Annotated in this window: 18 protein-coding genes and 2 pseudogenes; 6 read left to right on the top strand and 14 right to left on the bottom strand. The window is 66.9% G+C overall.

The genetic code is table 11. The features are described from left to right. The first annotated feature begins 306 nt into the window (after window positions 1–306). Together AB7O82_RS04685 and AB7O82_RS04690 are read left to right on the top strand one after the other, a co-directional pair. Window positions 307–1,257, top strand: coding sequence for an NAD(P)H-dependent flavin oxidoreductase (locus tag AB7O82_RS04685; protein ID WP_428618731.1), 951 nt, complete (start codon window positions 307–309; stop codon window positions 1,255–1,257). 317 nt (window positions 1,258–1,574) lie between these two features. Further along, window positions 1,575–2,474, top strand: coding sequence for a DUF692 domain-containing protein (locus AB7O82_RS04690; protein ID WP_428547347.1), 900 nt, complete (start codon window positions 1,575–1,577; stop codon window positions 2,472–2,474). A 208-nt stretch (window positions 2,475–2,682) separates the two neighbouring features. Here the strand turns inward: AB7O82_RS04690 and AB7O82_RS04695 are convergent, their stop codons facing one another. Then, window positions 2,683–4,617 carry a CocE/NonD family hydrolase gene (locus AB7O82_RS04695; protein WP_428547344.1) on the bottom strand — a complete coding sequence of 645 codons (1,935 nt, stop codon included), beginning with the start codon at window positions 4,615–4,617 and terminating at the stop codon, window positions 2,683–2,685. An 85-nt stretch (window positions 4,618–4,702) separates the two neighbouring features. After that, window positions 4,703–5,527 (bottom strand): SDR family NAD(P)-dependent oxidoreductase, encoded by an 825-nt coding sequence (locus AB7O82_RS04700; protein ID WP_428547341.1) that lies wholly within the window; start codon window positions 5,525–5,527, stop codon window positions 4,703–4,705. A 170-nt stretch (window positions 5,528–5,697) separates the two neighbouring features. On the opposite strand from AB7O82_RS04700, the gene AB7O82_RS04705 reads away from it, so the two are divergent. Next, on the top strand, window positions 5,698–6,528 hold the full coding sequence (locus tag AB7O82_RS04705; RefSeq protein ID WP_428547338.1) for a glycoside hydrolase family 25 protein: 831 nt from the start codon (window positions 5,698–5,700) through the stop codon (window positions 6,526–6,528). Window positions 6,529–6,541: 13 nt separating this feature from the next. Here the strand turns inward: AB7O82_RS04705 and AB7O82_RS04710 are convergent, their stop codons facing one another. The 7 genes from AB7O82_RS04710 to AB7O82_RS04740 form a co-directional block, all read right to left on the bottom strand. Continuing rightward, window positions 6,542–7,216 carry a cysteine hydrolase family protein gene (locus tag AB7O82_RS04710; RefSeq protein WP_428547335.1) on the bottom strand — a complete coding sequence of 225 codons (675 nt, stop codon included), beginning with the start codon at window positions 7,214–7,216 and terminating at the stop codon, window positions 6,542–6,544. A 185-nt stretch (window positions 7,217–7,401) separates the two neighbouring features. Then, window positions 7,402–8,535, bottom strand: coding sequence for an ABC transporter permease (locus tag AB7O82_RS04715; protein ID WP_428548969.1), 1,134 nt, complete (start codon window positions 8,533–8,535; stop codon window positions 7,402–7,404). Then, window positions 8,532–9,455 (bottom strand): ABC transporter ATP-binding protein, encoded by a 924-nt coding sequence (locus AB7O82_RS04720; protein WP_428548966.1) that lies wholly within the window; start codon window positions 9,453–9,455, stop codon window positions 8,532–8,534. Before AB7O82_RS04720 ends, AB7O82_RS04715 begins: the two co-directional genes overlap by 4 nt. 7 nt (window positions 9,456–9,462) lie before the next feature. Then, on the bottom strand, window positions 9,463–10,461 hold the full coding sequence (locus AB7O82_RS04725) for an HlyD family secretion protein (protein WP_428548963.1): 999 nt from the start codon (window positions 10,459–10,461) through the stop codon (window positions 9,463–9,465). Further along, entirely contained in the window at window positions 10,458–11,096 is a 639-nt protein-coding gene (locus AB7O82_RS04730; protein WP_428548960.1) for a TetR family transcriptional regulator, read from the bottom strand. The genes AB7O82_RS04725 and AB7O82_RS04730 overlap by 4 nt, the downstream gene beginning before the upstream one ends. A gap of 220 nt (window positions 11,097–11,316) precedes the next feature. Next, window positions 11,317–12,981, bottom strand: coding sequence for a SulP family inorganic anion transporter (locus tag AB7O82_RS04735; protein ID WP_428548958.1), 1,665 nt, complete (start codon window positions 12,979–12,981; stop codon window positions 11,317–11,319). A gap of 14 nt (window positions 12,982–12,995) precedes the next feature. Further along, entirely contained in the window at window positions 12,996–14,048 is a 1,053-nt protein-coding gene (locus AB7O82_RS04740; RefSeq protein ID WP_428548956.1) for a zinc-dependent alcohol dehydrogenase family protein, read from the bottom strand. A 205-nt stretch (window positions 14,049–14,253) separates the two neighbouring features. On the opposite strand from AB7O82_RS04740, the gene AB7O82_RS04745 reads away from it, so the two are divergent. Together AB7O82_RS04745 and AB7O82_RS04750 are read left to right on the top strand one after the other, a co-directional pair. Continuing rightward, on the top strand, window positions 14,254–14,493 hold the full coding sequence (locus tag AB7O82_RS04745; RefSeq protein ID WP_428548953.1) for a hypothetical protein: 240 nt from the start codon (window positions 14,254–14,256) through the stop codon (window positions 14,491–14,493). A gap of 102 nt (window positions 14,494–14,595) precedes the next feature. Beyond that, a complete protein-coding gene (locus AB7O82_RS04750; RefSeq protein WP_428548950.1) occupies window positions 14,596–15,519 on the top strand; it encodes an amidohydrolase family protein in 924 nt (307 codons plus the stop codon). 41 nt (window positions 15,520–15,560) lie between these two features. Here the strand turns inward: AB7O82_RS04750 and AB7O82_RS04755 are convergent. The 4 genes and pseudogenes from AB7O82_RS04755 to AB7O82_RS04770 all read right to left on the bottom strand — a co-directional run bounded on the left by AB7O82_RS04755 (window position 15,561) and on the right by AB7O82_RS04770 (window position 21,665). Beyond that, window positions 15,561–16,865 (bottom strand): annotated as a pseudogene (locus tag AB7O82_RS04755) (NtaA/DmoA family FMN-dependent monooxygenase). A 148-nt stretch (window positions 16,866–17,013) separates the two neighbouring features. Next, a complete protein-coding gene (locus AB7O82_RS04760) occupies window positions 17,014–18,696 on the bottom strand; it encodes a hydantoinase B/oxoprolinase family protein (protein WP_428548947.1) in 1,683 nt (560 codons plus the stop codon). Continuing rightward, a complete protein-coding gene (locus AB7O82_RS04765; protein WP_428548944.1) occupies window positions 18,693–20,774 on the bottom strand; it encodes a hydantoinase/oxoprolinase family protein in 2,082 nt (693 codons plus the stop codon). Before AB7O82_RS04765 ends, AB7O82_RS04760 begins: the two co-directional genes overlap by 4 nt. A 105-nt stretch (window positions 20,775–20,879) precedes the next feature. Continuing rightward, a complete protein-coding gene (locus AB7O82_RS04770; RefSeq protein WP_428618733.1) occupies window positions 20,880–21,665 on the bottom strand; it encodes a maleate cis-trans isomerase family protein in 786 nt (261 codons plus the stop codon). 242 nt (window positions 21,666–21,907) lie between these two features. Here AB7O82_RS04770 and AB7O82_RS04775 point away from each other — a divergent pair. Continuing rightward, window positions 21,908–22,183, top strand: a pseudogene (locus AB7O82_RS04775) (beta-L-arabinofuranosidase domain-containing protein); the annotation flags it as partial. Window positions 22,184–22,226: 43 nt separating this feature from the next. Here the strand turns inward: AB7O82_RS04775 and AB7O82_RS04780 are convergent. Next, window positions 22,227–22,501 (bottom strand): DUF4326 domain-containing protein (locus AB7O82_RS04780; RefSeq protein ID WP_428618735.1); only part of this gene is annotated, 275 nt, incomplete at its 5' end.

Genomic DNA, 22,501 nt, shown 5'->3' on the forward strand with positions numbered 1-22,501 from the left:
CGCTGTCAGGTCATGGACTCGATGACTCCGCCGTTCGCCCTGCAAACGGCTTCACCTCATTCTCCTCCCCAGCTTCGCTGGGGAGGTGTCCCCGTCTTCGCGGACGGAGGGGGCATGCTCATATGGACCGCGGGCGTCCCGCCCGCTCTTTGTCATGAGCGGGTGGGACGCCCGCGGTCGGGAATATTCATGACCCCTCCGTCGCCGTAAGACGGCGGCACCTCCCCAGCTTCGCTGACAGCCGAGCTGGGGAGGAGAACGAAGCGCTTCGCTGTGATACGAAGGCATCACGACCACAGGGGAAGCATGTTCGACGGCAATCGCGTCACGGCGCACACACGATCGCGCTATCCGATCTTCCAATCACCGATGACCTGGATCGCGCGGGCGCCGCTGGTGAGCGCCGTGTCGAAGGCGGGCGCGATGGGCCTGCTGGAGAATTCGATCCGCGACCTTGCTGTCACCAAGCGTGAGTTCGCCGCCATTCGCACCGCCACCAACCAGCCGTTCGGCGTCAACCTGCCCATCCGCTACCTGCAGATGGATCCCAGGGAGGAAGGCGCCATCATAGACTGGCTGCTCGGCCAGGGCATCCACTTCGCCACAACTTCGGCGGGCGATCCGACTCGCTACACGCGCCGTCTCAAGGACGCTGGCGTGATCGTCTACCATGCGACGGCAACGCTGCGCGGCGCTATCAAGGCCGTCGATGCGGGCGTCGACGGGCTCATCGTCGAGGGCGCCGAAAGCGCCGGCATCCGCAACCCCGAGGAGGTCCATACCTTCGCCCTGCTGCAGGCCGTGCGAGAGAAGGTCGACGTCCCGATCGTAGCCGCCGGCGGTATTGTCGACGGCCGCGGCATGGCGGCAGCATTCGCGCTCGGCGCCGAAGGCGTCACCATGGGAACGCGCTTCGTCGCCTCGTTCGAGAGCCCCGTTCACCTCAATTACAAGAACGCCATCGTCGCCGCGCCGATCACCGGCACGATCATGACCGACAATCCACCGCGCGCCCGCTCACGTGGCTTGCGCACGCCCTACTCTGTCGAGGTCAGCGAAGGCAGACGCGAGCGTCTGCCACGCAACGCCACGCTGGACATGCTGTACGTCCAGGGTGATGTCCACAACACCTCGGGCGCCGCCGGTGAAAGTGCGGGATTGATCCACGAGATCAAGTCGGTTCAGCAGATCGTCGACGACACGATCGCGAGCTTCTGGCGGCAGATCGATCGCCTTGCCGGTCTGCGTCCACGCTGAAAAAGCAAGTGCTGCGGTCGCGAATGCAATAAAGCCGGAGTCGTGTCCTTTGTGAATCCGAGCTATGCGCAGGCGCAGATTGAACAATACTCGTCCGCGCCATTATAGGAGTCAGCCAACGTACGGAAGCGTTCGTACGGGAACGGCCATCGGGAATGCACTTCCCGATCCACTATCCGTCACTCTGGACTGCTGTGCACTCTTGCAAGGAGTAAGGGCCATGTCTGTCGCTCAAGCTTCTGCCGTCAAGATCACGCGTGCCTTCGCAGTGTGGCCCGGCGAGGTGTTCGAAGGATAGCTGCTCGGCAGACGCGACAATGTCTCGTCGGCCGCTGGTGGGATTGCTCTACAACCCCACCGTCCCCATCGTGCTCGACGCCATCGGCGAGCGTGTCGACTTCATCGAGATCGTCCCTGATCGGCTCTGGCACGATCTCGGCATCCGCGCGCGTCATCGATTTCGCCGCTCCAGGTCCGCGGTCGAGGAATTGCGGCGCTACGCTCAGGGTCGGCCCCTCGTCGGTCATGGGGTAGGCATGTCACTGTCCAGCACAATGCCGCTCGACGAGCAGTTGCTCGACGAGGTCGTGGCCTCGCATCGAACCCTGAGGTATCGATGGTATAGTGAGCACCTCGGCATGTTGCTGGCGCCGGATAGGGGGATTGTCGACGCCCGGCCCGGCATGGGGCTGCCGCTCGCACTCGACGACGAGACGCTGGATTTGATCGGCGGCAAGGTGCGACGTCTGGGCGCAGCACTGGGCACACGGGTTCTCCTGGAGAACAGCGCAATGTTCTCCGCTCCTCTCCACCACGACATGAGCGAGCCGGAATTCTTCAACCGCCTCTATCGCCTGACCGGCTGCGGCATGCTGCTCGATCTGCACAATCTCCACGTCAATACCCGAGATCGCGGCATTGCCGCCGATGACTACCTTGCCCAGCTCGACCCCGACATCGTCGTCGAGATCCATCTCGCCGGCGGCGATCAGTCGATCGACCCTCGGGCCGATTCGCTTTCTCGTCCGATGCTGGACGAGGCTTGGCAATGGGCCAGCACGTGGGCGCCGCGATTCCGCAACCTCGTGGCGATCACCTACGAGTATCGCGAGTCGCATCACCGCCGGCGCGGCCTCGGCGGCATCGGCCACGAGCTGGAGCTGATGCAGGCCTTGGCCGCCGGGATCGGCGAGGCGCGCGCGACGGGGATGACCTGAGGCGGTCTTGCCACTTCGTGGTGCTCATACACACCCCTCCCAGCTTTGCTGGGGAGGTGCCCAGTCATACGGGGCGGAGGGGTCAAGGTTCACGACTCATGACCCCTCCGCCTGCTTGCGCGAAGCCGAAGCGGCTTCGCTTCGGCGAAGGCAGGTCCGCGAAGACGCGGACACCTCCCCAGCGAAGCTGGGGAGGAGGACCCGAGTGTCACGAATGATCGCGCGGGATGGTGCAGTCCCAAGATCGGCGGCAAACTTCATCCGGCCCTTCGAGGGCGCGCAGGGATGCCTCGAGCCGGAACGCCTCGCGCGTGCACGACAATCGCATCGAGGTCTCGATGCGGACCTGCCAGTCGTCGCGGGCGAGAGTCTGGGAGCGTAGCATTTCGGCGACGGCGCTCAGCGGATCGTCGTCCGAGATGTCGAACTTGAACCGGCCTTCGGTTCCCTGCTCGAGACCGATCCGGTCGATTCGCACGATGCCAGGGCCGACAGGGGTAGGCCGCTCAGGCACCGCGGTCTCGGGCTGCGGCAGCGGTGCCAGCGTCTCATCCGCAGTCCGGGGCGGGCGCTGCGGCAGATCGAGCGCACCTTCGAGCACGGTTACGGTCGGCGCTTCCGGGCTGGGCCAGATCATCGGCCAGTAGGCCGTCGAGAGCGCCAGCCGGATCCTGTGGCCGGCCGGGAACGTCGCCCCGGTGTCGTTAAGCTGGATGCGCACGCGGTAGCGTTCGCCCGGCACCAGCGGCACCGGCGTCTCGTGCCCATCGCGGTGCGTGAGGTTGAGAATGCCGAAGCTCACCCTCAACGAGTCGCCCGACGGATGGACGTCGCACAACCGGACCGCGAGGTTGGCGGCCGGTCGGGCGGCCGCAAGCTCGAGCGTAAGCAACGGCGCGCCCAGGATCTCGATCGACGCGGCGAGCGGGCCGGTCTCGAACACCAGCGAGCGCGCGTCGTCCTCGCGCTGGTCCCCGGCCTGGTCGGCGGTACGCCCGAACGGACACCAGCTGCCGGCACGCTTGCCGACCGTCTGTGACGAGCAGACCTGGCGTGGCACCAGCGGCGCACGCTCGGGCCGCAGACCATCGTCGCGGAGATGCAGCCGAAGGGGCTTTCGGTTCTCCGGCGGCCATGACGGCTCGGCAACCCATCGCCCGGGCAGGATCTGGTTGTAGGGAGCCGGCTTGACACTGTCGGTCATCCAGGCGCGCAGCATCGGCTCGTCCATGACGCCCGTGTCGATGCCCTTCAGCCAGTGATCCCACCACCGCAGCATCTCCTGCAGGAAGCCGATCTGCGGGCCGGGCAAGGCAAAGTGCGGATAGGCATGAGCCCACGGTCCGATGAGGCCTTTGCGCGGCACCGACAGGTGCTCGAGCAGGCGCGGGATGGCGTTTGTGTAGCCGTCGGTCCAGCCGCCGACTGCGTAGACCGGACACTGGATGGCCCGGAAATCCTCGCACACCGAACCGTGACGCCAATAGGCATCACGCCGCTGATGTCGCGTCCACGTTTCGAGGAAGAGCGGCACATTCCTCAGGCGGGCCAACCACATCTCCCGCCAGCGCGCACCGACCAGGGCCGGATCGGGCGGAAGGCACATGGCGCCGAAGAAGAACGAAGCCCAGCCGAACCCGGCCGTCAGCTTGGCACCACCCATGTAGTGCACGTCGTCGCTGTATCGATCGTCGGTAGAGCAGATCGTCACGATCGCCTTCAGCGCCGGCGGCCGACGAGCCGCGACCTGCAGCCCGTTGAAGCCGCCCCACGAGATTCCCATCATGCCGACCGCGCCAGTGCACCAGGGCTGCTCGGCCAGCCAGGCAATGACCTCCAGCGCATCGTCCTGTTCCTGCAGGGCGTACTCGTCGGTCAGCAGGCCGTCCGAGTCGCCGCTGCCGCGGATGTCGACCCGTACGCCGGCATAGCCGTGACCGGCGAGATAGGGATGAGTGAGCGAGTCGCGCTCATAGGTGCCGTCGCGCTTGCGATAGGGCAGATACTCCAGAATGGCCGGTACCGGATTCTCCCCGGCGTCCTCCGGCAGCCAGATTCGGGCGGCGAGCTTCGTGCCGTCACGAAGCGGGATCAGCGTGTGCTCGATGACGCGGACGGGGCGAGGGAACTCGGTGACGATCAAGGTAACCTCATAGTCTTCCGGACCTCTCCCCCGCTCATAATCATGATCCCGAGCATGAGCGGGCGAGACGCCCGCGGTCCATGGACTACGATGCCAGCCCGGTCAGCTCCAGGCTCAGCGCGCGCAGCTTGCGCCGTGCCTCGGCATCGTAGGCCTGGGCATTGGCGCGCGTCTCGCGCTGGACATTGAAGTAAAGGCCGCTGCGGCCGGCGAGCGCCGGCGACACGGCGAGCTGGAGAATCGCCTCGGCGCCGTCCTCGACCCGGCTCATCGGCGACACGCCGGCCTGTCGGACCATGGTCGTGTTCATGTAGGTCGAGGGATGCAAGGCGTTCGCGATCACGCCCGACCCCTCGAGTTCCTGGGCGAGGTCTATGGTGAACAGGATCTGCGCCAACTTGCTCTGGCAGTAGGCGGCGACGCCGCTGTACTGGCGCGTCAGCATAACGTCGGAGAAGTCGATCGCCTGCTGGCCAGCCGAGGAGACGTTGACGATGCGCGCCGGCGCGCTCGCCTTGAGCAGCGGCAGCAGCAATCGGGTGAGCAGGAAGCCAGCCAGATAGTTCACGGCAAAGCGCAGTTCGTGCCCGTCGGCGCTGGTCTTGCGGCCGGGCGCATTGCCGGCGGTGCCGATGCCGGCGTTGTTAATCAGCAGGTCGAGCCGATCGGTTGTCGCGCGCACGGATTCGGCGAGGCGACGCACCTCGGCCAGCGACGCGAGATCGGCGGCAAGGAAAGTCCCGCTGCCCCCGCCCTGCTCGATTTCGCGCACAACGGCCTCGCCCCTGGCCCGGTCGCGACCATGCACCAGCACGCGCCAGCCATCCATGCCCAGCGCGCGCGCCACGACGCCTCCGACGCCATCGGTGGCTCCGGTGATGAGTGCCGTCCGTGTCCTGCCATAGGCCATGCCACAAACCTCCTGGACGACGAGTCAAGCCCGACAACCCGAGCGTGCCAACGCATTTCTGGCGTTCTTTTTTTCACTTTCCACCGCGCGGACGTGTAATCTATCGTTCACAGCTTGCTGGTGATCGCCACGATGAGGGTAGTCGGATGTGTTTCTGTGGGACCGGTTGAATGATCTCCCGTAGAGGCGCAATTGGCGGGCTGCTCGCCACAGTGGCGCCCACCCTGGCCGGATGCGGCAGTAGGCAGCAGCAGGGTACGCAAGCCCTGAGCTTCCAGGCGTCACCCACGCATCCGACTGCTGTCGGCCTCGATGCTGTCATCGACATCAGCCACAACGTGACGGTCACGGATTTCGCCGCGGTCCAGCGGAGCAACATCCTCGCCGTCATCCACAAGGTCAGCGAAGGCGGTGACTGGTTCGATCCGTCCTATCCCACGCGGCGCCTGCAGGCGGAGGCAGCCGGCCTGCTGTGGGGTGGTTACCATTTCGGCACCCGCCAGTATTCCGGCGAGGAGCAAGCCAGGGCCTTCCTGTCGGCCTGCAGGCCGGGCCCGTCCACGGTCATGGCTCTCGATGTCGAGCCGAACGATGCCAATCCACGCAACACGATGCGGCTCGGCCAAGCCGAGGCGTTCGTGCGAACGATCCACCAGATGACCGGGCGCCTGCCGCTGGTCTACACGCATCCGCGCTGGGCCAACGGCGAGAAATACGGCCGTCGCGGCCTTCGACTGGAAGCAGCGATCACCCCGCAATCGATCCTGGCGCGCTGCGACCTCTGGCTGGCCGACTATCGCGAGGAGCCGGAAGTGCCCTACGCCTGGTCGAACATGGGCTGGAAGCTCTGGCAATACGTCGCCGACGAGGACCCGAGCCATGCCGCCTACGGCAGCACGCCACGAGCCGTCGCCGGCGTCACCCACGCCGACAGAAACCTGTTCTATGGCGACGTCCCTGCGCTCTACCGCTTCTGGCGAAAGAAGGGCACGATGGCCTGACGCGCGATCAGCCTCAGCCGATGGCCGTGATGATCTCGGCCGAGCACGTCACCCAGCCGAAGATTCCGCCCTGGGCCTTGATCATCCTGAGGCCCATTTCCTGGAACTCGGGGAAATACGAGCCGACACAGTCCTCGGGGATCAGACAGTCGTAACCGCGGTCGTTGGCCTCCCGCACGGTGGTATGGACGCAGACCTCGGTCGTGACGCCGGTCACGACCAGCTGGCTGATGGCGCGGTGCTGCAGGATCGAATGGATGTCGGTGGCGTAGAAGGCACCCTTGCCCGGCTTGTCGATCACCGGCTCGCCCGGTGCCGGGTAGAGCTCGGGAATGATATCGTGGCCGGCCTCGCCGCGCACCAGGATGCGTCCCATCGGGCCGCTGTCGCCGATCGTCGTCGCGCCGCGCCCGCGTACCTTCTTCGACGGCGGCAGATCGCTGAGGTCGGGCCGATGGCCCTCGCGGGTGTGCATCACCATGAGGCCCGCGGCGCGCCACGCGGCCAGCAGGCGGCGGTTGGGCTCGATCGTGCGGCGCAGCTGCGAGACATCGTTGCCCAGCATCTCGCCAAAGCCGCCGGGCTCGAGGAAGTCGCGCTGCATGTCGATGATCAGCAGGGCCGAGCGCGCCGGCACGAGCTCGAAGGCGTAAGGCTCCGCCTGAATGAACGACACCTTGCCTCGCACCGCAGGCTCCTCCCAGCCGTAGTTGCCCTTGCCGCTTATGGCAGCAAGCAGTGTGCCAAGCTACAGCATGATCGGTTCTTGCGGGGGCAGGCCGGGTATCCTTGCTGTCATCCTGAGCGCAGCGAAGGATCTCATCGCCAGGAGCACGTCAGAAAGCTCGCGCTTCGATCCAGAAAATCGCCGCTCTAGTCGAGCGTGACCCGGTAGCGGCTGATGGCGAGCGCCGAGACGGCGACCAGCATCAGGAGCAGGGCCGCGAGCTCGGTGACGACGTCGGAAACATCCGCGCCTTTCAGCATGACGCCGCGCACGATGCGCATGAAGTGCGTGGCCGGTAGGGCTTCGCCCAGCCACTGCGCCCATTGCGGCATGCCACGGAAGGGGAACATGAAGCCCGACAGCAGGATCGAGGGCAGCAGGGTGAAGACCGACGCCTGCATGGCCTGCAGCTGGTTCTGCGTCACGGTCGAGATGGTGAAGCCGATCGCCAGGTTGACGGTGATGAACAGGGCCGTGCCGAGTCCCAGCAGCCCGGGATCGCCGTCGATCGCGACGTCGAACAGGGCACGCGATACCACCAGGATGACGATCACCTGCACCGCACCAATGGCGACGTAGGGCAGGATCTTGCCGATCATGACCTCGATCGGCCGAACCGGCATGGCCAGCAGGTTCTCCATAGTGCCGCGCTCGCGCTCGCGGGTCACCGCGAGCGCCGTCATCATCACCATGGTCATGGTCAGGATGACCGCCAGCAGACCGGGCACGATGTTGAGCCGCGCCTTGCCTTCCGGGTTGTAGCGGCGCTGGATGACGATCTCGATTCCGCCCGGCTTGCTCCTCAGCCCGGCCAGCGGACCGACCAGATCGCGGGCGAGCGCCTGATCGAGGGCGGGCTGCACGGCCGCCAGCGGATTGGCGGCGGCCAGAGGGTCAGTCGCATCGGCGTCGATCAGGATCTGCGCCCGCTCGCCGCGCACCAGCCGGCGCGTGAAGTCGGACGGAATGGTGACGACGAATTGCACCTCACCGCTCTGCAGCAGCTTGCTCCCCTCCGTCTCCGAAGCCGGCCGGTGGGTGACGGTCATGTAGCCCGTGCTCTGCAGTGTCGCGATCACCGTGCGCGTGACCGTGCTGTCATCCGCCGCGATGACGGCAGTCGGCAGGTGATGCGGGTCGGTGTCGATGGCGTAGCCGAACAGAAGCAGCTGCATGATCGGCACGCCGAACATCATGGCAAAGGTCAGCCGGTCACGCCGGAGCTGCTGAACCTCCTTGATGATGATCGCCATCAGGCGTCGCCAGAAGTTGCCGGTCATGCCGCCACCGCATTGTCGGTCGCCTGCCCCATCAGGTGGATGAAGACGTCCTCGAGGGTGGGCTTTGCTTCGATCCAGACGAGATGGTCGGTCCGGAACGGCGCGATGGCGGCGAGCAGTGCGTCGCGGTCGGGGCCGGAGACGTGCAGCGTGGTGCCGAAGGCGGCGGCGGCCGTGACGCCGGGCTTGTCGCGCAGCTCGTGCGCCAGCCGGTCGGCGCCGACGCCGGTGGCGATGAACGAGGACAACCCCGATGCGGCAATCACCTCGTCGGCGGTACCGCGCGCCATCAGCTTGCCATAAGCGATGTAGGCAATCTCGTGACAGCGCTCGGCTTCGTCCATGTAGTGCGTCGATACGAGCACGGTGATGCCCTGTGCGGCATAGGCATGGATCTCGTCCCAGAAGGCGCGCCGTGCCTTGGGATCGACACCGGCGGTCGGCTCGTCGAGCAGCAGGAGCTTGGGCTCGTGCAGCACGCAGGCGGCGAGCGCGAGCCGCTGCTTCCAGCCGCCGGACAGCGAGCCGGCAAGCTGGCCCTGGCGCGTCGCCAGGCCGAGTTGATCGAGCGACCTGTCGATGCGCTCGCCCAGCCGGTCGAGGCCATAGACGCGGCCGACGAACTCGAGGTTCTCGCGGATGCTGAGGTCCTCGTAGAGGCCGAAGCGCTGGGTCATGTAGCCCGCCTGGCGCTTAATGGCGTCGCGCTCGCGCACCAGGTCGTGGCCGAGGCAGGAGCCACCGCCGCCGTCCGGCGTCAGCAGGCCGCAGATCATGCGCAGCGTCGTCGTCTTGCCCGAGCCGTTGGGACCGAGAAAGCCGCAGATGCGGCCCTGCTCTATCTGCAGGTTGACGTGGTCGACCACGGTGCGCGGGCCGAAGCGCTTGACCAGGTCGTGGACGTCGATGGCGAGCGCCATGGCTGCCTCACTTCACCAGCGGAGCGACACTCACCGGCAGGCCGGGAGGCAGCGCCGTCGAAGATGAATCCGGTTGCGCCTCGACCAGGAACACGAGCTTGGTACGGGCACTTTGCGAGTAGATCACCGGCGGCGTGAACTCGGCGCGCGGCGAGATGTAGATGATGCTGGCCATGAGGCCGGCCGGGCAGGTATCGCAGGTGAAGCCCACCTTGTCGCCGGGCTTCGCTCTGGCGATGTCCTCCTCCGGCACGAAGAAGCGCAGCTTGACGCGTTGCGGCGGCAGCAGCGACAGGACGGGTGTGCCGGCCGGCACCCATTCGCCGACATTGAAGAAGGTGTTCTCGATCAGCGCATCCTCCGGCGCGACCGGCATTAAATCCTCGAGCTTCTTGCGCGCCTGGTCGAGGTTGGCCTGGCTCTGCACGATCAACGCCTTGGCGGCGTCGATCTCGTCCGGACGGGCAGCGAGGTTGGCGACCTTTTCCTGGGCGGAGAGCGAGGCCAGCCGCGAGCGCAGCTGGCGCGCCTGCGATTCGGCCTGCTCGTATGCCTGGCGCGTGCCGTAGCCACGCGCCACCAGATCGGACTGCCGCTTGAGCTCGGTCTCCGCCATGACCAGTGCCGCCTCTGTCTCGCGCTGCTGGCTGCGAATCACATCGAGCTCCTCCTGCCGCTTGCCGGTGAGCAGGTTCTCGAAGCGCGCCTTGGCCTCGGCGAGCGCGGCCTCGCTGCGCGCCACCTCGGCCTTGGCGACGACGGGATCGATGACGAACAGCCGGTCGCCCTTCTTCACCCGATCGCCGCGATTGACCGGACGCTCGATCAGCCGGCCGGCGCTGGGCGGCGCGATCAGGCTGGTCTCGCCCTCGACGTAGCCAAGGTATCGATTGTCGTCGGGCGACAGCCCGAGCAGCGGTTGCCACTGCTCGCGCGTTACGTAAACCGTGCCGGCCAACAGCACGACCAGGACCGCGACGATCGCTCGGGCGGGCGGGCGCTTCATGTTCGCGGGTCCGCAACCGGCCGCAGCGCGTGCAGCATCAGGTCGGCGTGATGGCGCGCGAGACCGCGGACGTCGAGCTTCTCGCCGCCGAGCGGCTCGAACACCGTCTTCCACAGCATCGCGAGCAGCATGGGCGAGACCAGCGAGCGGACGGTGAAGCCTGGATCGACTTGGCGGAATTCACCCGTAGCAATGCCCCGCGCAATCAGGCCCTCGAGCAGTGGCACACCGCGGCCGATCACCTCCGTCAGGTAGAAGCGGCCGATCTCCGGGAAGGCGCGCGACTCGGCGATCACCAGCTTGGCGATCGAGGCCATCGGCGTCTCCTCGAGTCGGCTCGCCATGAAGTCAAGAATGGCGGGAAGCAAAGCCCCGATTGGCCCGCGGTGCGCCTTCGCCAGCGCTTCGACCGTGCCGATGTTGGCGCTGACGGTCTGTCGGATCACGCCCCGCAGCAGCGCCGTCTTGTCGTCGAAATAGAGATAGATCGCCGCCTTGCTGAGCCCCGCCCGCTCCGCCACGTCGTCGAGCCGAGTGGCGGCGAAGCCCTTCTCCACGAACAGCGCCAGCGCGGCGCTCAGGATCTCGCCTGGCCGTTCGGCGGGCGCGCGACGCTGCTTGGTGGTTCGTTTCATAGTTATTACTTACCAGTCAGTTAGTTTAGCGTCAAGTAGCACAGAGCAGGCGAAAAGCCGTCCGCTCAGCTCGTGCAGATGAACAAAGTGCAGGGGGCGCCATGCATGACCGCTGTCAGACGGCCAGGCACGACGCCGTCGGGCCCGTGAGCGATTGCGATGACAGAATCCGTCATCCAGAACGCCGCGAGGGACCCTTCCTCAGGCCCTCAGAAGAACGTCACCGGCGTAGAAGGGCTGCGGCGGCGGCGGCGACGGTCGGATAGGACGGATCGTCGCCGCCCGTCACGGTTGGCAAGCCCCGCCCGATGTCTCGCTTCACGCGGTCGCGCAGATTGCCGAAGACGAGCCGGATGCCACGTTCGCCGAGTTCCCTGTCGAGCTCGCCCAACGTCTCGCAGCCGGACAGGTCGACATCGTGGATCGCCGCCCCATCGATCACCACGCCGGTGATTGGCTGGGCCGACGCCTCGATCAGGGCCTCGATGCGGTCGCGAAACAGGGCGCAGTTGGCAAAGAACAACGGCGCGGAGAAGCGATAGACCAGCAACCCCGGAACCGGCACGGCATCAGGGCGATGGGCCGTGTCGTGCCAGTTGCCGTCGGGTGCTCGGCCGAGCGTGGCATCCGGCGGAAAAGCGAGCGCGCGCAACAGCAGGACGATCGCAAACACGACGCCGATCAGGATGCCTTCGAGCACGCCCAGGGTAATCACGCCGGCCAGCGTCACCAGCGCCGCAGCGAGGCTGATGCCGCGAAACCGCCACAGGCGGGCGAACTCGGCGAAATCGCACAGGCTCCAGGCAGAGGCGATCAGAATGCCGCCCAGCACCGCGGATGGCAGGTAATGGAGCAGGCCGGCCGCCCACACCATCACCGCGGCGACGACCAGGGCGGCGACAATCGAGGTCACCTGGGTGCGCCCGCCGGCGGCTTCCGAGACAGCAGTGCGCGAATCGCTGGCACTGATCGGCAGGCCCTGGCTGAGCCCCGACGCCAGGTTCGACATGCCGATGCCGAGCAGCTCCTGGTTGGCGTCGATGCGATAGCCATTGCGCGCCGCGAAGGCGCGTGCCGTCACCACCGTGTCGGAAAACGACAGCAGGGCGGCAACCAACGCCACGGGCAGGAGGTCATCGAAATCGGCGAGCCTGAAGGGCGGCAGCGCCAGCTCGGGAAGTCCGGTCGGATCCCGGCCGACGATGGCCACGCCATGCCTGTCGAGGCCGAAGAGAACCACCGCCAGCCCGCCTGCCACGAGGGCGACGACCGCGCCGGGAATGCGCGGCGCATAGCGGCGGCAGAGCAGGATCAAGGCGAAGGTGACAGCGCCAATCGCCAGGCTGACCGGGTTTGTGTCGGCGAGCCGCGGCAGGAGATTGACCGCTTGGTCGAGCGTGGTCTGGCCTTCGGATTTCACGCCCAGCACCCTGGGCAGCTGGGCGACGATGATGACCACGGCAAGGCCATGCATGAAGCCCACGATCACTGGCTTGGAGAGAAAATTGGCGACGAATCCCAGACCCAGCACGCCCGCGATCAGGCACAGCGCGCCCACCATCACGCCGAGGTCGGCGGCGAGCATCATCAGCCGCGCCGGATCGTTCGGCGCCATCGGCACCAGGACGACGGCGACCAGCGCCGCCATCGCCGTGTCGGGCCCGACGACGATCTGGCGCGAACTGCCAAACAGCGCGTAGGCGAGCAGCGGCAGCATGCTGCCGTACAGGCCGGCGAGCGGCAGCCCGGCCATCTCGCCATAGGCCAGGCCGACCGGCACCATCACCGCGCCGAGGGTAAGACCCGCCGCGAGGTCGTGCGGCAGGTATGACGCCTTGTACTGGGCCAGCATCTTCACGCCCGGCACCCAGCGCAGAATCCTCATGATCTCGCCTCAGCTCAGATCAGGAACACACCCTTCCCGTCTGCCTGCTTGTCGAACAGGGTGTACGCCTGCTCCGCCTGGTCGAGCGACCAGCGATGAGTGAACAGCCGGTCGACGTCGATCTTGCGGTCGACGCAGAACTCGGCGCAGTCGGCCTGGATGACGGTCGAGAAGGTCCACGACGCGATCAGGGTCAGCTGGCGGCGCAGCAGCTGCGGGCTGACGTCGATCGTCACCTCGCCCCCTTCGCCGACGAAGCACATGGTGCCCCACACCTTGGTACTGCGGATGGCCGCGCTCCGCCCCTCCTTGCTGCTCGACGTGTCGAGCGTCAGGTCGGCGAACTTTCCGTGCGTCAAATCCTTGATCGCCTGCACCGGGTCGTTCGAACCGGGGTTGACCACGTCGTCGGCGCCGAACTCGCGGGCGCGCGCGAGGCGCTGCGGGTTGACGTCGAGGGCGATCACGCGCGCACCCATCGCCCTGGCGAACTGGGTGGCGGCAAGGCCGACCGGTCCCTGGCCAAAGATCGCGATGGTGTCACGGCCCGACAGGTTCATGCGCCGCAAGGCGCCATAGGCGGTGCCCGAGCCGCAGGAGATCGCCGCCCCGGCGCTGAAGCTCAGCGCGTCGTGCAGGCGCACCATCGTGTTGGCCGGCACCTTCAGGTATTTGGCATGACCGCCGTGAGCGTTGTTGCCGTAGACCTTGATGGGCACCTCCTGGCAGAGCTGCTGCCAGCCCGAGCGGCAATGGCTGCACTGCGCGCAACCCTGGTAGTGATGCACCATCATGCGGTCGCCGACCCGCGCCTCGGCCGCCGACACGCCCGGGCCGACCGCCACCACGACACCGCACGGCTCATGCCCGGCAATCACCGGCTCGGCACTCGCCGGCACGCCCGAGGCCGGCCGGGTACCGACCTTGGGCCGGCGATACTGGTGCAGGTCGGAGCCGCACATGCCGGAGGCCTTCATCTCGAGCACGACCTCGCCAGGTCCCGGAGTCGGATCCGGGAACGACATGATCTCGACGGTTCGATCGCCGGTAAACACAACGCCCTGCATGTTTCTTCCTCCTCGTCCTTGTTGCTTTTGACCGTGCCGTCAGCGCGGGGCCGCGCCGGTCTTCGTCTTGGCGATCGCTTGCCGCGCCGCACCGTCGGCATGGCTCATGACCTCGCGCGTCGCCGGGTCACTATCCATGGCGCCCGGTTCAGGGGCAACCGGCCTCCGGCCGGGTGACTGGCATCCTTCTTGCGTGGCGGTCGGCATGGCGTTCCTGGCCGATACGGGCGTGCCGCGCCCCTGCTCGCCGCCCTCGCGCTTCGCCTTGCGCGTCGATCATGCGGAATGGCTGATCGTCGCCGTCTACGGGTTGGTGCTTGCCGTGATCCTCGCGTCCACCGGGTCCCAGGCCGACCCCAGGCAGGGCGCACCGAGCGACACCGCCGTTTGCCATCAACGTGTGCAAATGCTGGCGCCGGGGCTGTTTCTCCTGGCCCTGCGCTGAGGTCTGCGGGGCGTCGCAGACGAAAGGTGCCCGCCCCCGGCGCCCGGGATGCTAAACGGTAATCATCCCAAGCGCGGGATCTTCTATGCCGGGGGACGAAGCGTGGTCAGGAAAGTCATCGATCTGGAGTGTCTATTGCCGCCGGACGAACAGGGCAAACCGCGGCAGTATCACGAGCAGGCATCCCATCGGGTCGGCTACGGCGACCCCGAGTTGCTGGAGCCCCGTCCCGGCTACGGCTTCGCCAACTATCAGAACATCTTCCGCAAGCGCGTGGGGGCGCCCGCCGGGAGCGAGGCCGACAGGAGGCCGCCGGCCGGCCAGTCGATGAAGCAGTTCGTCGAGGAGCTCGACCGCGAGGGCGCCGAGGTCTCGGTGATCGGCCGCATCGACAATCACGTGCTGGCCGACGTCGTCGCGGAGTACCCCGACCGATTCTTCGCGCTGGCCACGATCAGCCCGTTCGACGGCATGCGCGGCGTGCGCGAGTTCGAGCATCTGATCAGGGAGCGCAAGCTGAACGGCCTGCGCGTCGCCGCCCTCTACAACAACCTGGCGGCCAGCGACCGGCGCTACTATCCGCTCTATGCCAAGTGCGTCGAGCTCGACGTGCCGGTGCGCATCTACTCGACCATGAACTACGCCAACGACCGGCCCTACGATCTCGGCCATCCGCGCCATCTCGACCAGATCGCCATGGACTTCCCCGAGCTGCGCATCGTCGCGGGCCTGAGTGGCTGGCCCTGGGTCGCCGACCTTGTCGGCCTGATGCGCCGCCATCCCAACCTCTATTGCGACACCGCCTCACATCACCCGCAGTATTTCGGTGTGCCCGGATCCGGCTGGGAGATGTTCATGCAGTTCGGCAACACGCTGCTGCAGGACAAGATCATGGTCGGCTTCTCCAAGGACTCCTTCGGGCTAACCATTCCACAAAGCGTGGCGCTGTACGAGAAGCTGCCGCTCAAGAACAAGGTCATCGAGAAATGGCTGTACGGCAATGCCAAGGAATTTTTGCGGTGCTAGTTCACGTTCCTCCCCAGCTTCGCTGGGAGGAGAAGAGCAATCTAAAACTCCAGCAAATTGTCTCGCAGATGCTTGTGGGCGTAGGCCTTGCGGGTGACGCCGCGGCGCTGCAGCTCGGGCACCAGGCCCTCGCAGACTTCCATGATGTAGCGCCGGTCGAAGTAGCCGTTGAAGATCAGGAAGCCGTCGCCACCCACTTCCTCCATGATCTCCTGCATCATGCCGGCGACGTGGTCGCTGGTGCCGGTGAAGCTGATGCCGTCCTTGCGCGCGTAGCTTTGCACCAGCGCGCGCGGCGTCTTGCCGATCCACTTGGCGAGCGCCGACTGGTGGCCGTTGGTGGTGAGCTCGGGCAGCGGCTGGTCGAGATCGAACCGGGCGAAGTCGATGCCGGTCAGGCGCGACATGCTCGAGAGCTGCATGTCGATGTGCTTCAGCGCCTGTTCCTCCTCGAGTCGCTGGCGCTCACGCGCCGCCTCTATGGTGGTGTCGACGATCGGGTGGGCGAGGAACAGCACCTTGATGTCGTCGGGATTGCGGCCGAATGCGACGGCCTGGCGGCGCACTTCCTCGCGATAGGCCTTCATGGTCTCGACGCTGCCGCCGCCCTCGGTGATGATCGTGTCGGCCCAGCGCGCCGCGAACTTCTTGCCGCGCGGCGAGCCGCCGGCCTGGCAGATCGGCACGCGGCCCTGCGGCTAGCGTGGCGCATTGATCGGGCCGCGGCACTTGAAGTACTTGCCCTCGTGGTTGACCGCGTGAACCTTGCTGCCATCGGCGAAGATCTGGTTCTCGCGATCGAGCACGACGGCGTCGGGCTCCCACGCCTCCCATAGCTTGGTCACCAGATCGGCGAACTCGTCGGCGACATCGTAGCGCTCGTCGTGCGGCCGATGCTTCTCATGGCCGTAGTTCTGCGCCGCGCCGTCGTTGCTGCCGGTGACGCAATTCCAGCCGATCCGCCCTTCCGTCACATGGTCGAGGGTGTTGACCAGCCGCGCCAGCAGATAGGGCGGATACTCGCTTACCGAGAGTGTCGGCACCAGGCCGAGATGACTGGTCGCTTGTGCGAGGTAGGGGACCAGCACGGCGGGATCGAGCTTGGGTGTGCTGGCGGCGTACTTGAGATAGGTGTCGTGCGAGCCCTGGTAGGTATAGGGCACGTTCGACGAATCCTCGATGATCACGTAGTCGAAGCAGGCGCGGTCCATCGCCCGCGCCAGATCGACGAACAGGTCGGGCATCATCCAGCGCGACACGTCGCTGCCCGGCCAGTCGGACCGCCAGGTCTTGGGCCCGTAACCCTGCGACAGGAACCAGGCGAGATGAAAGTGACGCTTGCTCATGGGAATCGACTCGTCGATGGCTTACTCAGGCTTCTTCCGGACCGCGAGCGTCCCGCTCGCTCATGGATTCATGAGCGAGCGGGACGCTCGCGGTCCGGAAGAGCATGAAGTCTCCATCAAAATTCGTTCCATCCCTAGCGCCACGACGTCACGCGCGTCGGTAATCGCTCTCGGCCCTGGCCGCGCTCACCTTGCCGTCGGCGAGGTCGAGCACCAAGGCGGCCGCGTCGCGCGCCGCGGGGACGCCGTTTCCGCCGCCGCCCGCCGTCTCGACGATGACGCGATCGCCGCGCTGCAGCCGGGCCATCGCCTTGGAGGCGATGACCTCTTCCTTGCCGTCGGCACGGTGGATGATGGCGCGCGCCTTGGCGCCGTCGCCGCCGCCCTGCGCCCCACGCGGCGCATAGAAATGCCGTTCACCGCGATAGGTGAACGAGATCTCGCCGTCGAGGATCTCGTACTCCTTGACGACGCCCAGGCCGCCGCGCTGCCGGCCAGGGCCGCCGGAATCCTGACGTAGCGCCACGCGATGCACGCGGATGGGCGACTCCATCTCCATCGCCTCGACCGGCAGGTTCATGCAATTGGTGACGTCGGTCTCGATGACGTCGACGCCATCGGAATGCACGCCGGCGCCGCTGCCGCCGGCGATCAGCTCGCCGGTGACGAACGGCGTACCGCCGGCATGTTTCCCACCGAACGCCAGGACCACCAGCTCGCCCGAGCTGTCGGCCGGCACGCGCTCGGGCAGCACCTCCTTGAGGGCGCCCAGAATGCAGCCGGTGATCCGCTTGATCGTCGCCGTTCGCGCATTGACCGGCGCCGGCTCGATCGGATTGACGATGCTGCCTTTCGGCAGCTCGAGCGTGATCGGGCGGAAGCAGCCGGCATTGGTCGGAATCGTCGGGTCGGTGACCGCACGCACCGCATAGCAAGCCGCTGCAAGCGAGCCCGACGGCACGCAGTTGAACGGCCCGCGCACCTGCGGCGAGGAGCCCGTGAAATCGCAATGGAAGGCGCCGTCCTTCACCGTCACCGCGACCTCGAAGCGGATCGGTCGGTCGAGCTCGATGCCGTCATTGTCGCTGTAGTCGACATAGCGGTAGGTGCCGGCGGGGATCGTCTTGAGCGCGGCGCGCGTCAACACCTCGGAGCGGTCGAGCAGCTCGTCGAAGATCGCCAGCGCCTGGTTGTCGCCGAGCTCGCCCGCGAGCTGGGCGATGCGTCGCGCGCCGACATTGCAGGCGGCGAGCTGAGCGTTGAGATCGCCCATCACCGCGTCGGGAATGCGTACGTTCTGGCGGATGATGGCAACCAGAGTCTCATTGTACTTGCCGGCATCGCGGAACTTGAGCGGCGGCAGGCGCAGGCCTTCCTGGAAGATTTCGGTGGCGTTGGTCGGAATCGATCCGGCCGACATGCCGCCCATGTCCTGGTGATGCGTCATGGTGGCGGAGATCGCGATTGGCCGGTCGTTGAAGAATACCGGCTGCACCAGGGCGACGTCCGGCAGATGCGTGCCTCCGAGATAGGGATCGTTCATGCAATAGACATCACCCGGTTTCATCGTCGCCAGCGGGAAGACCTCCAGCATCTTGGCGATGATCGGAATCAGGGTGGCGAGATGGATCGGCACCGCCGTCGCCTGGGCGAGCGTCTCGCCGCGGATGGTGAACAGGCACGACGACGCATCGAGCCCTTCCTTGACGATCGGTGAGAAGGAGGAGCGCAGCAGCGTCTGCTGCATCTCGTTGGCAATACCTTCGAGCTTGTGGCGCACCACCTCGACGGTGACCGGATCGAGCCCCGAGCGCCCGCCATTCCTGCTCATGCGCTTTTCTCCTCCTGCACGCGGGTGAGGATCAGATTGCCCGCCGCGTCGACCACGCCCGACCAGCCTGGCTCGACCAGGGTGGTCGTGTCGGCCTGCTGGACGATCGCCGGGCCGGCGAACGCAAACCCTTCCGCCAGCGCGTCGCGATCATAGACCGTTGCGCTGGTGAACCGCGACTCGCCGGCCACCAGGATGTCGCGCTGCCCGAGGACCGCCGGACGGCCCGAAGCGGCGAAGCGCATCTCGGCCAGAGTGTCGCTGCCGCCGGCACGATGCACGGTGCGCACGCCGACGATCCTGGCCGGAATTTCGACGCTGTGACCATAGATGCGGTCGTGCGCTTCGAGGAAGTCGCGATAGATCCGCATCGCTGGATCGGAGTCGTCGGCGTCGAAGGGAATCTCGAGATTGTACGACTGGCCAATGTAGCAGACGTCGGCGAAGTAGCTGATCGAGACCTGGCCGGCATCGACCTTCTCGGCCGCCATCAGCGCCGCCGCGCGCTGGTCGATTTCGCGCAGCCTGTCGCGCAGCGCGGCACGGTCGAGGCTGGCGAGCGGCGTGGCGAACTCGGCGGTCACTTCGTGCTCGATCGGCGCGGCGAGCAGCCCCGCCGCCGACAGAACGCCGGGCAGGCGCGGCACGATGATCCGGCTGATGCCGAGCTCGCGCGCCAGGGCGGTGGCATGCAGGCCGCCGGCACCGCCCAGCGGCACCAGGGCGTAGCGTCGCGGATCGATGCCCTGGCGCACCGACACCAGCCGGATGCCTTCGGCCATCTGCGCGTTCAGCACGCGATGGATGCCGAGCGCGGCTTGCGCCGTGGTCATGCCGAGCGGCTTGGCGACCCTGGCGTCGATCGCCGCCACGGCTTTCCCGGGCTCGAGGCCGAGCCGGCCGCCGGCGAAGAAGCCCGGGTCGAGATAGCCCAGCACGACCGACGCATCGGTCACCGTCGCCTCCGCGCCGCCGCGGCCGTAGCAGGCCGGGCCCGGCTCCGAGCCGGCCGATTGCGGCCCGACGCGCAGGCCGCCCGACGCATCGAGATGCGCGATGCTGCCGCCGCCGGCGCCAAGCGTCGTCACGTCGACCATGGCGACACGCACGGTATGGCCCGCGATCACCCCTTCCGACTTCAGCATCGGCTTGCGCCGGCTGATCAGGGCGATGTCGGCCGAGGTGCCGCCGACATCGATGGTGATCAGGTCGTCCGACGCGGCGGAGGCGCCGACGATCTGGCCGCCGATCACGCCGGCGGCGGGGCCGGACAGGAACAGGCGCACCGGCCGCTGGCGCGCAACCTCGGCGGTGGCGAGACCGCCGCGCGACTGCATCACCTGCAGCGGCGCCGCGATGCCGGCTTGCGCCAATCCCTCCTCGAGGCGCGCCAGGTAGCGGTCGACGCGCGGTTTCAGGTAGGCATCGAAGGCAGTGACCACGGTGCGCTCGTACTCGCGGAACGCAGGATCGACCTCGTGTGACAGCGACAGCATCAGGCCCGGATGGCGGGCGCGGATCAGCGCGGCGGCGCGCTGCTCGTGAACCGGGTTGCGGAACGAGAACAGGAAGGCGATGGCGATCGCTTCGACTCCTGCCTCGACCAGCTGGTCGGCGGCGGCAAGCACGGCTGCTTCGTCGAGCGGCATCAGGATTGCACCCGACGCATCGACGCGCTCGGGAATCTCCTTGCGAAGACGGCGCGGGGCGAGGAAAGCCGGCGCCTCCGGATCGAGCACGATGCGATAGACCTCGCTGCGCAGCTGACGCCCGATCTCGAGGACGTCGCGGAAGCCCGCGGTGGTGAGCAGGCCGATGCGGGCGCCCTTGCGTTCCAGCACGGCATTGGTCGCCACCGTCGTGCCGTGCGCGAACCGCCGGACCTCGTTCGGCCGGATGCCCCAGCGCCTGGCGAGTTCGCCGATCGACTGCAGGACGGCGGCGCTGGGATCGCCCCGGGTCGTCGGAACCTTGATGACATGCAACGCACCGCCGGCCTCGCGGCACACGACATCGGTGAACGTGCCGCCGATATCGACACCGATCTCGACGCGGCGCTGTGGTGATCCTGTCGTCATCTGGAAGGTCCGCGACGACGATAGCTCATGCTCTTCCGGACCGCGAGCGTCCCGCTCGCTCATGCCGAATAGCGAGCGGGACGCTCGCGGTCCGGAAGAGCATGATCACAGCCTCAACAGGCTACCGTAGCCGGATACCTGCGCCTGGATCGACGCCGACCGCATGGCATGCCACAGGCTCGCCTGGTTGGCCGAGATCGCCGGTCGCTTCAAATCCTGCTCGAGCGCCTCGAGAATGCCGACGCAGCGAAAGCCGGTGCCCGCAATCAGCACGCCGTCGGCCTCCGGCGGACACGCTCGCCTGATCTGAGCGAAAAGCGGCTCCAGCTCCTGCTCGAGGTGCATGCCTTCACGCGTGAGGTCGCCTGGCGCCAGATCTCGCCACTTGCGGCCCGGGTCGTAGCGCAGATGGCCGGCGGTCTTGAAGCCATGGTCGGCATAGTAGCGAACGCCGGCAGCGACCAGCTCGTCGTTGAACCAGGGCGGCAGGACCAGGAACGGCCTCTTGATGCCGCTGGCGCTGAGCGCCGCCTGCGTATCGAGGCCGTTGGTGGTCACGACGCCGTCCGGGCCGAGTTCGCCCCGCAGGCCGGCAATCGTCGCCTCGTCCCAGCCCTTGCCACCGACCAGGCTGCTCGAGCTGTGGCCGATCACCACCGCCGCCAGGCGCATGGTGGCGAACTGCCGGCAGCCGCGCACCAGATCATCCTCGAGATCGACACCCGACCTGTCGGCGCGCCAACGCGCCCACGGCGCCCGCGCCGTCACGCGCGCGGCATGGATCGAGACGTCCGGCGGCGCCATCGCCCACCATTCCGCCTCGGGTACGACCTCGCCGCCGACGATGAACAGGCCGATGCGGCCGCGCCAACCCCAATTGTCCCTGCTCATCGGTCGCGGCGCCTTCCTGCGAAAATTCAAAACTGCAGATTCGAACAGTCTAGGACCCGTTGGCTGGACTGAGAAGATCGACGTTTGCCCGGGTGCAATCGGGGGCTCATAGAGCTCTCAGGAAAAGGTTTTCCGTTGCAGTCTCCCTGCTTCGATAGGAAGCCTCTCTTGCACGCGGCCCTGTCCGTCGAGTCGGGTCCTCGGGCACCTGGAGCTAAGCCTTCGGCCGGGAGGCGGCGCAGGAGCCAGACGGCTACTTCAACAGCTTCTTCCAGCGCCGCGAGCCCGCGAGGAAGTGGACCAACCTCCGCGACTGGCACGCGCTCTATTGCTGCGGCCATATGATCGAGGTGGCTGTCGTTCACCATCGCGCGACTGGCAAACGCAACCTGCTCGACATCGTGCTGCGCCAGGTCGACCTGATCGCCCGCCTGTTCGGACCGGAGCCGCGTCAGCAGCACGGCTATTGTGGGCACGAGGAGAACGAGCTGGCGCTGGTCAAGCTCTATCACCTGACCGGCGAGCGCCGTCTGCCCCGCCGTGAGGTCTGCATACGGTCCCTTACGAATTCGCGAGTTCCAGCAGCACCTCGGCATGGCAGGGCTGGTCGAGGCGGCACCAGCAGGCAAGGTCGTGGCCTCGCAGTTCCTGAAGCCTGTCCAGCACCATGCGGCGCAGCTCGCCGAGGGAGGGTGCGTCCGGCAGGTGGTCCGCGGCACTCAACGCCCTCATCTCCTCGGGGGACATGCTGCCCTCGAGCCAGCGCCGGTGCAGCTCGACGGCCTTCTCCCGACCATGAATGCTGACCAGAAACGGATTGCCGAACAGGCTCGGGC

It is taken from the genome of Reyranella sp., from assembly GCF_050185545.1.
Classification (GTDB): Bacteria; Pseudomonadota; Alphaproteobacteria; order Reyranellales; family Reyranellaceae; genus Reyranella.

What these genes read in the sequence shown, in the direction of transcription:
- AB7O82_RS04740 (WP_428548956.1), bottom strand. Translation starts at nt 14,048, where the DNA reads ATGCAGGGCGTTGTGTTTACCGGCGATCGAACCGTCGAGATCATGTCG.
- AB7O82_RS04735 (WP_428548958.1), bottom strand. Translation starts at nt 12,981, where the DNA reads ATGAGGATTCTGCGCTGGGTGCCGGGCGTGAAGATGCTGGCCCAGTAC.
- AB7O82_RS04690 (WP_428547347.1), top strand. Translation starts at nt 1,575, where the DNA reads ATGTCTCGTCGGCCGCTGGTGGGATTGCTCTACAACCCCACCGTCCCC.
- AB7O82_RS04725 (WP_428548963.1), bottom strand. Translation starts at nt 10,461, where the DNA reads ATGAAGCGCCCGCCCGCCCGAGCGATCGTCGCGGTCCTGGTCGTGCTG.
- AB7O82_RS04715 (WP_428548969.1), bottom strand. Translation starts at nt 8,535, where the DNA reads ATGACCGGCAACTTCTGGCGACGCCTGATGGCGATCATCATCAAGGAG.
- AB7O82_RS04720 (WP_428548966.1), bottom strand. Translation starts at nt 9,455, where the DNA reads ATGGCGCTCGCCATCGACGTCCACGACCTGGTCAAGCGCTTCGGCCCG.
- AB7O82_RS04760 (WP_428548947.1), bottom strand. Translation starts at nt 18,696, where the DNA reads ATGAGCAGGAATGGCGGGCGCTCGGGGCTCGATCCGGTCACCGTCGAG.
- AB7O82_RS04705 (WP_428547338.1), top strand. Translation starts at nt 5,698, where the DNA reads ATGATCTCCCGTAGAGGCGCAATTGGCGGGCTGCTCGCCACAGTGGCG.
- AB7O82_RS04765 (WP_428548944.1), bottom strand. Translation starts at nt 20,774, where the DNA reads ATGACGACAGGATCACCACAGCGCCGCGTCGAGATCGGTGTCGATATC.
- AB7O82_RS04770 (WP_428618733.1), bottom strand. Translation starts at nt 21,665, where the DNA reads ATGAGCAGGGACAATTGGGGTTGGCGCGGCCGCATCGGCCTGTTCATC.
- AB7O82_RS04700 (WP_428547341.1), bottom strand. Translation starts at nt 5,527, where the DNA reads ATGGCCTATGGCAGGACACGGACGGCACTCATCACCGGAGCCACCGAT.
- AB7O82_RS04685 (WP_428618731.1), top strand. Translation starts at nt 307, where the DNA reads ATGTTCGACGGCAATCGCGTCACGGCGCACACACGATCGCGCTATCCG.
- AB7O82_RS04745 (WP_428548953.1), top strand. Translation starts at nt 14,254, where the DNA reads ATGGCGTTCCTGGCCGATACGGGCGTGCCGCGCCCCTGCTCGCCGCCC.
- AB7O82_RS04730 (WP_428548960.1), bottom strand. Translation starts at nt 11,096, where the DNA reads ATGAAACGAACCACCAAGCAGCGTCGCGCGCCCGCCGAACGGCCAGGC.